The sequence below is a fragment of the Modestobacter sp. VKM Ac-2982 genome, from assembly GCF_026967935.1.
In the GTDB taxonomy this organism is placed as follows: domain Bacteria; phylum Actinomycetota; class Actinomycetes; order Mycobacteriales; family Geodermatophilaceae; genus Modestobacter.
This window is the reverse complement of the sequence record NZ_JAPVBL010000002.1, coordinates 501,045-512,868: the sequence shown is the minus strand read 5'-3', so window position 1 is coordinate 512,868 and position 11,824 is coordinate 501,045. Positions and strand designations below refer to the sequence as shown.

General features: G+C 66.7%; 10 protein-coding genes. 5 read left to right on the top strand and 5 right to left on the bottom strand.

Annotated elements, in window-relative coordinates:
* Positions 1 to 763 precede the first annotated feature (763 nt).
* From O2W20_RS09350 to O2W20_RS09330, 5 genes are all read left to right on the top strand, one after another.
* A complete protein-coding gene (locus tag O2W20_RS09350) occupies positions 764 to 1,075 on the top strand; it encodes a hypothetical protein (RefSeq protein ID WP_269172903.1) in 312 nt (103 codons plus the stop codon).
* A 117-nt stretch (positions 1,076 to 1,192) separates the two neighbouring features.
* Complete coding sequence (locus O2W20_RS09345) at positions 1,193 to 1,936, top strand: HD domain-containing protein (protein ID WP_269172904.1); 744 nt, start codon at positions 1,193 to 1,195, stop codon at positions 1,934 to 1,936.
* A 353-nt stretch (positions 1,937 to 2,289) separates the two neighbouring features.
* Positions 2,290 to 2,463: a hypothetical protein gene (locus tag O2W20_RS09340; protein WP_269172905.1), complete on the top strand. Its 174-nt coding sequence runs from the start codon at positions 2,290 to 2,292 to the stop codon at positions 2,461 to 2,463.
* A gap of 92 nt (positions 2,464 to 2,555) precedes the next feature.
* Complete coding sequence (locus O2W20_RS09335) at positions 2,556 to 3,005, top strand: hypothetical protein (RefSeq protein ID WP_269172906.1); 450 nt, start codon at positions 2,556 to 2,558, stop codon at positions 3,003 to 3,005.
* A gap of 458 nt (positions 3,006 to 3,463) precedes the next feature.
* Positions 3,464 to 4,270 (top strand): hypothetical protein, encoded by an 807-nt coding sequence (locus O2W20_RS09330; RefSeq protein ID WP_269172907.1) that lies wholly within the window; start codon positions 3,464 to 3,466, stop codon positions 4,268 to 4,270.
* 249 nt (positions 4,271 to 4,519) lie between these two features.
* On the opposite strand, the gene O2W20_RS22675 is transcribed toward O2W20_RS09330, so the two are convergent.
* The 5 genes from O2W20_RS22675 to O2W20_RS09300 form a co-directional block, all read right to left on the bottom strand.
* A complete protein-coding gene (locus O2W20_RS22675) occupies positions 4,520 to 5,089 on the bottom strand; it encodes a ribosomal protein L7/L12 (protein ID WP_331254106.1) in 570 nt (189 codons plus the stop codon).
* 377 nt (positions 5,090 to 5,466) lie between these two features.
* A complete protein-coding gene (locus O2W20_RS09315; protein ID WP_269172908.1) occupies positions 5,467 to 5,994 on the bottom strand; it encodes an SRPBCC family protein in 528 nt (175 codons plus the stop codon).
* 209 nt (positions 5,995 to 6,203) lie between these two features.
* On the bottom strand, positions 6,204 to 8,678 hold the full coding sequence (locus O2W20_RS09310; RefSeq protein WP_269172909.1) for a PGN_0703 family putative restriction endonuclease: 2,475 nt from the start codon (positions 8,676 to 8,678) through the stop codon (positions 6,204 to 6,206).
* Between the two features lie 355 nt (positions 8,679 to 9,033).
* Complete coding sequence (locus O2W20_RS09305) at positions 9,034 to 10,158, bottom strand: hypothetical protein (protein WP_269172910.1); 1,125 nt, start codon at positions 10,156 to 10,158, stop codon at positions 9,034 to 9,036.
* A 396-nt stretch (positions 10,159 to 10,554) separates the two neighbouring features.
* On the bottom strand, positions 10,555 to 11,718 hold the full coding sequence (locus tag O2W20_RS09300; RefSeq protein WP_269172911.1) for a restriction endonuclease: 1,164 nt from the start codon (positions 11,716 to 11,718) through the stop codon (positions 10,555 to 10,557).
* Positions 11,719 to 11,824: the final 106 nt, after the last annotated feature.

The window sequence follows — 11,824 nt, the reverse complement described above, 5'->3', positions numbered from 1 at the left end:
GTGGCAGGTGAGGCGGGGTGGCAGGTGAGGCGGGGTGGCAGGTGAGGCGGGGTGGCAGGTGAGGCGGGGTGGCAGGTGAGGCGGGGTGGCAGGTTGCGCTAGAAGTCGGTCGGCCGTTGCCTTCGCTGTCAGCAGCGCATTGACCACGTCACACATGTCCGCGTCGAGCCTGAATTGGTCGCTCCTGCTGAGCTCGGCTGCGACTTCGTTGTTGAGCAGCGCCGGGTCGGTAGCTGCGCGCCCTGGCACCCGACTTCCGCTGGCACATCCAGGAGGTCACGGGCTGGCTCGACGACCGGCCGTCGAGCCGCCGCCGGCGCTCGTCACCTGTCCTCTGCCCACGGCTTGACCGGCGGTCGTGTTTGGCTCCTGAGCCAGGCAGTCGCTCGGTCCACGCCCCCCTTGGCCTCCCTCAAGCGGGCGAAAGGCCGTGGTTCTGCTGGCGATCGCCCATAGCGTGGTCGTTATGAACCGTCGCGCCGCCCCACACTGCCCGGATTGTCCGGAAGCACCCCGGGGACTTCCCCTCGTCTACGGCCTCCCGTCCGGGGAGGCCTACGCGGCGGCGGAGCGGGGGGAGGTTGTTCTCGCCGGCTGTCTGATGGAGCGCGGCCCCACCCCGCAGTGGGCCTGTCCGCAGTGCCAGCGGTTCCTCCGTTGAGGCGGGACGCTCGGCATCGATCCCGCGGCCTTGAGAGCCGATCGGAGGCGAATCGCTACGTGACACGAAACCCGCATCGGCACGAAGGGAGTGACGAACCGGATGGTGGTCTTGCGGTCAGAGCGCAACGGTGACGACTCGCGGTACCTGCGGGCGCAGCTCAACGAGTCGGGCGACTTGGTGCTCGAGGGAGAGGACTACGGCCCGGCCACCGCGCCCGTCAGCTCGGACGGCGAGTACGAGTGGGTGCAGGTCGTTGCCGCCGACAAGCTGCCGGAGTTGCTCCAGATCCTGGGCGCAGACCCGGCCGCAGGCGTAATCGAGGAGTTAGCGGCACGGTGGAGCGGTGCGGGGTCGTATCAACTCGAGCGGCTGCTTCGCGAGACGGGGCTTTCCACCGTGCACGTCTTCTGATTTCGGCGGACCGGGCGGGATGCCCGAGATCGTTCCCCGATCCGCAGCCGAGCCGGTGGAATGTCAGACGGGGTCGGTATGAATAAGGCGACAGCGACCCTGCACCGAAGGAGCTCGATGACGACGATTCACCTCAGCCTCAACACCCGGGAGCGCCTAGGTGCAGGAGCCCTGACGAAGAAGTTCGACGACGCAATGCAGTTTGCGTTCGAGCGCCACCGGTTCCATTTCCGCAAGGGGTCCCGAGTCCCCTACCTCTCCCACCTGATGAGCGTATCCTCCTTGGCGCTCGAGCACGGCGCAAGCGAGGACCAGGCTATTGCGGCGCTGCTGCACGACGCCGTGGAAGACGCCGCGGAAGGACAGGGACCAGAAGTCTTGCAGGCTATCGGTCAGCAGTTCGGGGAGTCGGTGCGCCAAATGGTCGAGGCCTGCAGCGACACGGTCAATGACGACGAGCGCGGCAAGCCCTGCTGGCGGGACCGCAAACTCGCTTACGTTGTCGGCTTGCGGAATGCCGAGGCCAAGTCCGACGAGGCGCTGGTCGTCACTGCCGCCGACAAGATCCACAACGCTGGGTCCATCACGCGGGACCTGCGCACCTACGGACCCCAGTTCTGGTCGACCTTCAATGCGCCCTCGCTGGATCTGCTCTGGTACTACACGGCCGTCGAGGCTGCGGTCGCCGACCGCCTGGGCGGCCACACCATCGTTGACGCCCTCCACCGAGCCGTTGACGAGTTGATCGTGGCCTCCGCCTTCGACCGAGTCACACTTCCCGACGTTCCGTCGATCTGCCGTTGTCCCAGGCACCTGCCGCAGGCCAACGAGGTACCGGCCGCGAGCGCCACCCACCGATGACGGCCAAAAGGTTCGGACGAGGCCGAAGCGCCCGCTGGCTTCGCGGGCCGGTGCTCGCAAAGTTGACAGCTCGCCCCGAGCTCACCCGAGGCTCAGCGGCCGGTACGCGCGCGAGCGCCGCGGCGCTTCACCTGAACGGGTTGTGCCCTTGAATCGATGGTCGCCGAGACTTCCGGCTGGAGGCTCGGAGGCCGGTCTCACTCGTTACCGTCCTCGGCGTGACGCCAGTCGGGCGGCCACGAACGAGCGGCGCAGAGGTGGGACTTGATGTGGAAAACGAAGGCAAAGCCGCTCTTTGGTGCCTCACCGGAAGCGCTGCAAGTCGTCGCCTGAATGACCGTCGGAGGTGGAGCATGACCTGGAAGCCCCTCGATCCGTACACGGGACCTGAGGAAACTCAGCTGCCGACGGGCCAGGATCTGATCGAGCAGGTCGCCTACTACAAGCGCACGGCCGACCAGAACGGCGAGCCCTACGACCCCGAGTGGGACCGCTGGCTGGAGTTGGACGCGCGCGGCGAATTGTAGATGCATGGCGCACTCAGGCCGGCCCGGTTCCAGTCCGAAAAGCGCACAACACTGTGCGGGGAGATTTCTAACTTGTGACCGCGGAGAGGTGGATGACGATTAGGTACTGGGCGCTCCAGGATCGAGACGATCCGGAGCCTTACGGTGTCCTCGCCGTCGCTGATGACGGTCTACCTCGCATGTTCGTGCCAGGAATTGGCCTCGCCGACATTCCCTCCGCAGCCGACTGGGTCTACTGGGGGGAACCAGGCAAGCATCTCATCAGCGAGGAGGAAGCCCTGCGGCTCATGCAGCTGGGGGTTTGTCGGATGACGCGAGAGGGTGCCGAGTCATTGAAGGGCAGCGCTCCGACCATTTGGCCTCCGGGACTCGACGTTGCGTCCGACATGCCGCGTGCCAGGCACTACGTCGCCGGACCGGAAGGTCGCCCGCCTAGCCGCGAGGAGGCTTTGGAGATGGGCCGCGCTCTGTTCGACGCGATCAATGATGAACGGCTCGTGGAACGGAAAGACGCAGGCATGGGTGATCCGACACGTGAATAGCGGTCGTTCGGGACTGACGATCCATCGGTCTCAGTTCATCAAGTCGGTCAACGCCAGGTCCCGCTTCGACCCGTCCGAGCCCCACGATCGGGGCGTTCATGGGGGCCGGCCCAGCGAGCTCCTCGGATGCAGGGATGTCCAGCATTGGGAAGCCGACAGAACTCATGATCGTTATAGGTGGCCTCTGACAGCCGATGGCGTAGTCGGAGCCATGTTCGGCCCCCAGGAGGGCTCTCAGCGTCTGCGCAAGGCCAGTTCGGACGATAAGGACATCGCGGACGAGGCAGAGCAGACAAACCTCATCGGAACTCGAGCATCCGCCCGCCGAAAAGCACGCCGGGAGCGCGGCATGATCGGGCACCAGGACGCCGGTGGAGATCCTCTCTGGCCGCAGCGCTGCCTCACCGATGGACAGTTGGTCATCACCCGCGGGCGGGCACGCACCAGGCCGCGCGTGGATGGCAGAGGTTCTGCTCCGGGTCGGGTTGGTCTGGCGTGAGCTGACGAGCCGTCAGAAGTGGGGAACCTGGGTCGCCGTCTTTTTCCTCGCCACGCTCCTCGGAGCTCCGTTCCGGCTCATCTCTGAGGACGTCGCCGGCGTCGTGTCGGTGTGCGTGCTGGGACCCTTCGGTGCCCTTCTGCTCCTGGCCGGCTACCAGACCGGCATGCCGGTGGTGCCGGCGCAGCCGCCTCCGGAGCAATTGTTGGCCAGGACTGATTCCACGGGGGCTCGGGTCGCCGGCGCGGCTAGCCGGGCATGGATGGAGACAGTGCGCGAACCTTCCTGGCACTCGCCGTACCTGGCGAGCAGCCGGGCTACCTTCGACGGTCAGGCCGAGGTCGACCAGATCATCGGCATGGCATTGCGCATCCACCGGGCCCGTATGTCGCTCGGTTCACGGCCTGTTGGCTCCGCCGCCCAGCTCCGGGAGCGCCAACGCCTCACCTGGGAGCGAGCCGCTCGTCAGCTCGGACGACGCGCCGATGCGCTGATTCGCTATCGCCATCAGGCCGCCCGGCTCTCCGACGAACTGCGGAATCTCACCGACCTCGAACGCGTGGCCGCAATCACCGCGCAGATCGATGGCCTCGCCGTAGAGGTCGCACACGGCCACGGCCCCGCCGACCGCGGTCTCGCAAACATGGCCGACGAGGTCGCTGCCATCCGCGCGACAGTCACGGAACTGTTGGACGAGATGATCCGCACCAGCGAACTGCTGACCGAGCCGACGGCGTCCGCTCGACCTGACACCGGCCGTCCGTGAGGCGAACGGCCCTCGGCCGACTCGATCTATTCGGCAGACGCCGACGTTCTCGGCACGACTCGTCCCGCGGTCACCCCTCGCACGCAACTACCCACTTACACGACGGCCTGCAACGTCGGCAGTCGACTGCGAACAGTTCGCCCCTGCGGCCTGGCTGAACGAGTACAACCAGCGCCCCCATCCCGCGATCGGCAACCGCCCACCGATCACGCGCTTGACCAACCGGCCCGGCCAGTAGACCGAACCTGGCTAGAGAGAGCCGAGAAGCCGAGCCTTCGCGTCATCGAACTCCTGCTGGGACACGACGCCGGCGGCTCGGAGCTCGGCGAGCTTGCCCAATTCGTCCATTGCGCTCGGGTGGACCGTGCCCGCCTCGACTGGGGGTATGGGCGCGGCGCTGACCGTGACAGCAGCACCCGCGCGCTCGAGTACGACCCTGGCCTTCTCCGCGGTGTCCTTAGTGACCTTCTCCAGGACAGCCACGGGCGCGGCCTCGACCAGGTCTTTGGCCTCTCCTAGCCCGAGCGAGGTGAGGGCGCGGACCTCCTTGATCACCTGGATAGTCCTCACGCCGCCAGCCACGAGTATGACGCTGAACTCGCCTTGCTCGACGGCGGTCTGATGCGCCGGGTGTGCAGCGTCCCGCTGCGCCAGGTATAGGTGCTGGGCCTGCTGAGCAGCCTGTTGCCGCTGGAGCTCAGTCTGCTTCTTTGCCTCCTTCATCGCAGCCTTCGTGTACGAGGCGGTCCGTTCCTTATCTGACCGGAAGTCGACTACACCCATAGAGGACACCGACATCATTTTGCGGATCAGGCCCATGACTGTGTCTCCCATCTCTCGCATAGCTCGGCTCAGTGGGACTTCGCCGCGGCCGCCGTGCGGCGGTACGGCGGCACGGTATGTCCTGTGGCCTTAGGGGCGCGTCCCCAACGGGGGTGATCGACATGGCTGAGGTGGACTACGTATGGCGAGGCGGTCTGCTTACTGGCCGACAGTCGGGTTTCGATGACCAGCCAGGGGGCCGTGTGTTTGTGTAGCGTGTCGGCCCTCGGACACCGAGTTCAACCCCCAGCGCCGTCAGGCCGTTGTGGGTTCTTCGGTGTCTGTCTCGACACTTCGCCCGATGCCTGAAGGACCACCTCGGTCGGCTGGCCTTGATGCTCAGACACCCCTTGGTCGTCCCGCACAGGCGAAAGTCAACTGAGCCGGCGGCAGTCCCCAACGTGCCACTCACCGAGGGCACGGCCTGGTACGGGGCTCGCCATCTGGTCTCGGCCGAAGGGCCGATGCTCGTCCGCGATGCGATCGAGTGTGTGCTTCGAGGCCGCGCGCAGTACCGCTGGTCCGACGAGACTCTTGAGGCCGAGGACGAACGGGCCGAGGACTCCCTTCCCCCCGCGCTCTTCGATCACGATGTCCACCTGCGCACCACCGTCGGCGGCCGCCTGAACGGTGAGGACCCCAGTGCCGTGGGCGCAGGCGCAGAAGTTGCTCTCCAGGATCGTCCAACGCACGGTGTACGGCTCGGGCCACTCGTATGGAAGGACGACGCCCATCCGCAGACTGCCCTCCCGAACGACAGCCCACGAGGCACCGCTCGAGTGGAGGCTGTAGTTCTCCGGTTTGAGGGTGTCCCGCCAGGTCTCGAGTCGACGGGGGGTGAAGTCGGTGAAGGCGCGGAAGACCTGATCAGGCGTCGCCCGAGTCTCGAAGACGCACTGCACCCGCATGGCTCCCCCTCGTCACTGCCCGCCGACGACGCCAGCCCGGATGCGGCCTTGGCTGCTCCATACTCCGACCGAGTGCACAGCATGGGCGGCACCGACCGAGTGGACAAACCAGCCTCCGCGCCGGATCTGCGGGCCCCGTAAGGAAGCCTGCCACTGGAGTCCAAGCAGAGCGTCTGCTCGGCTACGGGTAGGCCCAGCTGCAGTCACCTAAGAGCTGCGTAGTGGTGGGACACCTCGACGAGTTCGACGTCCACGAGGCGGCACACTGCCCGAAGGCGGTGACGCCAGGTCGGCTGCCTGTCAAGATCGGGAACGACGACGGCGGTGCGACAGGCTCCCTGGTCCAGGCCGTGGGCGGCGAACCAAGGCTGCAACGCCTCGGCGCTGCGGATGAAGTGTCGGTAGAGCACGGCCTGGGCGACGGCGTGCCGGTAGTAGCCGCCGACGCCGCCGGACCCCCGGACCTTCATCTCGACAGCCCACGGGACGTCGCCGTCTCTCAGGAGCGCGTCGAGGTACCGGGCTGCGTTCCCCTTCGTGTGACCCCAGCGGGTCGGGAACTGGCTGCCCCAGTTGACGACCGGGTCCCTCTGCAGCAGCTCGAGCCGCCTGCCGTTCACCGTGACCAGACAGTCACCTCGCAGGATGCGGGACTCCAAGGCGTGCTCGTTCTGCTTGTCCGGCTCCTGCCGCGCTGCTCCGACCGGCCCGAGCCAGACGCCGGCGAACGCTGTCAGGGCCTCGATGGCGGCCGCGATCGACGATGAGTCCTCGGTGACGTGGACACGGGTCGGATCGGCGACGGCCTCGACCCAGGCGCTGCGGGCCTTTCCGATCTTGCCGGTCTTCCCGACCGCGCCCACGTCGAGCCAGCCGTAGTTGTCCCGGAACCGGCCGACCTCCAGGCCTTCCAGTCGTAGGGACCACCAGGGGTTGGCCGTCAGCATCGGATAGGCCCTGAGCTCTTCCCTGCCGACGCCTTGTCGAACGGTGGTGAGAAGTGCCGGTGGCTGGGGCGCCAGGGCTTCCATCAGCTCCAGGTACTGCTGCGCTTTGGCGCTGCCACTGAAGTCGGCCGCGGCAAGAGGTAGGGGCAGTGGCTTCTCCCCCGCGCCGGTCACCAGCACCTCGATCGACGGCCCACCGCGCATGGCGTGGAGCAGGGTGCCGATCGCGTCCAGCGCCTCGCTGTTGGACCGCTCGCCCAGGACGACGGACACCCTGTCCCCATCGACCGGCGCGCCCCGGTATGTGCTGCCCTCGTGCAGGTGCACGTCGAGGAGGTCGAGGACCGCACCGATGCACTGCTCGGTCGTCGCATCGCTGCCGACTGCAACCGTGCGGCGTCCCTCGTAGACACACCGGATCACGACGCCGGAGACCGAGTTCACGTAGTCGGGACTGTCGTCCACGTCTCGGGCTCCCCACACGGCGAGCGCTTCGAGCAGGCCAGCGTGGTCGATCCTCACCTGACCCTTGCCTTCGACGACGTCCTCGAAGTGGGGGGAGTCGGGCTCGGCCTCGGACTCGGCCTCTAGTTCAGCAGCCAGGGCCATCAGTTCCTGAAGCCGGAACGGGTAGGCGAGCCCAGTGCCGGACATGCCCTGGCGAAGGTCGACACCGCCCTCGTGCAGTTCGACGTCCCAAGGCCAGTCCAGCACGTCGCCGACGGCATCCGCGTCGTCGACCTGGAGAAGCTCAAGCAGGCTGGTCTGGTTCCACACGACGTCGGGTGCGTAGCGCAGCCGGTACTCCACGCTGGTGACACCAGGATCCAAGAAGACCGCTGAATCGAGCGTCGCGAATCGGTCCGGTGAGCGGAGCAGTCGATGCCACACCTCGGAGACGGTGGCACCCAAGTCGCGATGCTCCGGGCGGGCCAGCGACTGCTGGTAGGCATCGTTCGCCGGCGGGAGGACGAGGACGACCCTCACCCGGTCGGCGACGCCTGACTGCTCCAGCGCGTGGGCCAGGAGCTGCTGTCGGGTGAGCTGGTAGAACGGCTCGTCCAGCAGGTGCTCGAAGGCGAGCAGATCGCCACGCACTGGCCCCGTCGGGTCGTTGACCGCAGCGGCGTAGCGAGCACGGCGAACTTCGTCCCGCGGCGAATCCGCTTTCCGGACACGGTAGGACTCGGTGTACTTCCACTCGACCAGCACCAGCTCACCGGCGCCATCAGCTGCACAGTGCAGGAACGCCGCATCGACGCTGGTGCAGTGCGCGCCGCGGATCCGCTCCCTTCCAGGCGCCTCACCGAAGAAGTCCTCGGGTCCGATGTACTCGAACGTCAGGAACCTCCCGGGCTCTGTCTCCAACACCTCGCCGACGTCCACCACCGCCCCGAAGGCCACAGCGACACGAGACGGGTCGTTCACCATTGGCATCAAGGCATTGACGCACTGCACCTGGGAGGAGAGCAGGTGGTTACCAGGCCCCCCGGCGATCCCGGCATGCCACGGGACTTCCAGCTCCGCGAACAGGGCCAGCGCCGCCTCGCGGACCGCGGGCAGCAAGTTGTGGTCGGCGAACTTGCTGGGAAGGCAGAAGGGCAACGCGGTACCGAGCGCCCCGCCGTCCTTTCCGACGTAGGGCGCCGGGATCTTGGCATTGACGGGCAATACGTCCGTGTGGATCTTCCAAGCGGCCGCACGCCGCCGCTCGTTCAAGGTGTGAGTCATCGGCAGGGACAATAGGTCGGGCCACCGACCATTTGAGTCTGATCTGCCTGAGCCGAGGTTTTTCGGGCCCCTCCGGTCGCTTGAGACCGCCCAACCCCAGCGACACCGCGAGGCGGCCGGACCGCCCGAATTCAGTTGACTCGCCGGATTGATCGCCCAGGCCGCGGTAGGCGCGTGTCTGGGCCTTCCCCCGGTTCGTTTGACTTCTCGCCTGTTAGACCTTGGCCCCGCTGGGGGGGATCGGCATGGCTCCCACGCCGTTCCCGGCGGAGTTCCGTCTTGGCCTAATCGTCCTGGCCCGCAAGAGCGAGGCATCGATCTTCCAGGCGTTCGAGACTTCGGGATCTCGGAGTCCTCAGACAGGCGAGCATCGCCGTCGTAGCTCGTCGATGACGGCCTGCTCTTGCGAGTTTCTCGGGTGGTCGATCTCGGCCACGCGGGTCGCGGCCTCAAGGACGTCGCTGAGGTCTCCAGTTTCGGTTTCGACGCGTGCCCAGACGTCGGCCGGGTCGACTTCGACGAGCCTCGCGAGCTGCTCGTCCATGACCTGATGATGCTGGCGAGTCAGTCTCACTAGGTGGCGCATCAACAGCGCCTCATCGTCGGAGATCTTGTTGTCCGACATGACAACGAGCCAGGCGATCCACAGCATCAGATGGGGGTGGTCGCTGCGCTGACTCAACCTATCGGCAACTTCGATCACCCGAGCTTCGTTACGGAAAACGGATTGCGCGTGCCGACCAGCTATGAGAGTCGTGTAGCGGTTCACGACTACAGCGAGCGGGACGCCGACAAGGGGAATCCCTATCTTGATGACGTTGCGCTGGAGCAGGTGCCTGCCGACGAAGGGAAGCCCCCTGCCAGCGGCAAGAACTGGTCCCTTGTAGTACTTCTTGATCACCTGCCGCACCAGTGCCGGCACCACCTTGAGGACTCCCTCCTGAACGGCTTCGCCGCTGCGGATGGTGAGCGCTACCCGAATGAGCTTCCAGAGGTCTTCAGGGTCGGAGGTGTTCAGAGGCACTCGGTAGAGGACCGCGATGTCATAGGCCAGGCGAAGCTGGAGCTGGGTCACGAACGCGACGTCGACCATGCCCGTGGCGAGCGCGGCCGGGACAGTTAGAGGACTCGCTCCCCCGACGCTTCCCAGCGTCGCGGCGATGGCGGCGGTGTAAGCGCTGGCGGAGAGTCCACCCTCGATCGCGGCATACCTCGCGGCCATCTTGACGCGCTGGTCGACGATGACGTCCGCCGGGACGCCGGCGTACTTGTCCTCGAAGTACGCCCAGTTGACCTTCTGGGTATAGGCATCAAGCGAGTGCGTGAGCAGCTTGGTGAACCAGTTGCCAGACCGGATGTCGTCTGGGCTGAGCGTCTTGACGAACTCGCGCAGCTCGTCGCGCTGACTCTCGACGACTTCCTTGGCGGCTGCGTCATCGTCACATGCCTTGAAGGCGTCATCTGATGGCACGTCGGTCACAGCGTTTCCTCCCGAAGCTTCATGCGATCTTGGCATTCCCACGTGGGGCCATTAGTGGGCGACGGCGCGGCACCCTCTTGAGGCGAATCGAATCGTGGGCGCATCTATCCTGTCCCTCATCGGGCACCAAGTTGAGCCCCCACAGCCTCACTGGCGGTAGGATTCTTCTCTCCCTGGTATCGGCACGTTCGCTCGATGCGCGCAGGACCGCCTCCGCCGGCCCGGTTGGCCTTGCTTCTCGGGTGCTTTCAGGGCAACGGTCAACTGCACCTGGGGGGCAGTCCCGTTCCGTTCCGTCGAACGCGAAGGAACACCGTCTGCGCTGCTGCCCCTGAGGCCAGGCTCTCGGTCAGCCAACAGCTGGAAGCACCCGGGAATGCCAGAGCCCGGCGGATCTCAGAGGACGGTGCGCTCGCGAAGCTCGCCCTCCACTGACGACGGAACCGCGACGTCGATGAGCACTTCCCCAAGGCCATAGAAGACACCGCTCCGGCGGGTACGCGCGGCAACGATCGCGTCGGCGAGCACCGGATCCACCCCGCACACCGATGCGATGACCACCGCCGGTGCGGTGTTCAGGTCGACGAGGCCGCCGTCGTCATAGCCCCGGCCGAGGTCGGGGCGGCCAATCCCCAGCTCGCGTGCCGCCGCAGGGTCGTTCACCCACAGTGACCGAGCCTGGGCCCGACGAGCCCGTGCCTGCGTCACCTGGTCCGCGTGCAGGTCGACTACGGGGCTCTCCCAGCCGGGTCGCTGGAAGATCTCCCGGCGAACCTGGGTGAGCTTGACGCAGGCAGCGATGACCACGACCAACGCAAACAGCACAGCGATCGTCTGCAGGATGCCGCCGAGAGCACCGACCGGATCGCCCTGGGCGTCCTTGGGTGTGACCCCGTGTACCGCCATGATCGCAACTCCGGCGACGGAATAGGCGACCGCCAAAGACCTCAACTCGGGGCGGTTCAGCCGCGCCTGAGCGTGCCAGAACGGCACGGCGGCGAACACGCCAGCGCTGAGGATGGGCACCCCCAGGTACCAGCCGCCTGCCTTCCAGCGCTCCTTCCAGCCCAACGGTTCCCGGACCGGCAGGGGTATGCGCGCCGGAGCTGCCGTTCCTGCCGGAGCCGCACGTGCAACAGACTGTGGATGAGGCGACACCCGCATGACGTGGCGGGCCGCTGAACTCGCCGGCGCCATCGACCCATCCAGTCGGTACGTGAACAACGCCATCCCCGTGGCGTCCGCGTACTCCAACGCCGTCGCCGTGTAGTCCGTGCCGCTGAAGAAGAACAGCTGCTTGCCCGGTTCCCCGAGCCCCACCCCGCCCAAGCGCTGCAGGTCCGGCCGGCCGACCGCCGCGGCCAAGTACTTGACCTGAGCCAGTGCGCGCTCAGACCGCACGTCGATCCCCCCGTCGGCACCGCCGTTGGTCACCGCGGCGTCCGAATGGCCCCAGTGGCGCATCCAGCTGGCGGCGTTGATCTCGGCGTCCTGCCACGAGCTGATCTGGTGCACCGGTGGCTGTTGCCACTGTTGCGGGCCGTGCGTCGAGCTGGCCATGCTCTCCCCCTCCGGGTCACGGAGCGGAGTCTCCACCGCATACGGGCGGTCCACCGCACGCTCGGCTAGGAAGCCGCCACATTGGTCTCACGGCTAACCAGCGCCT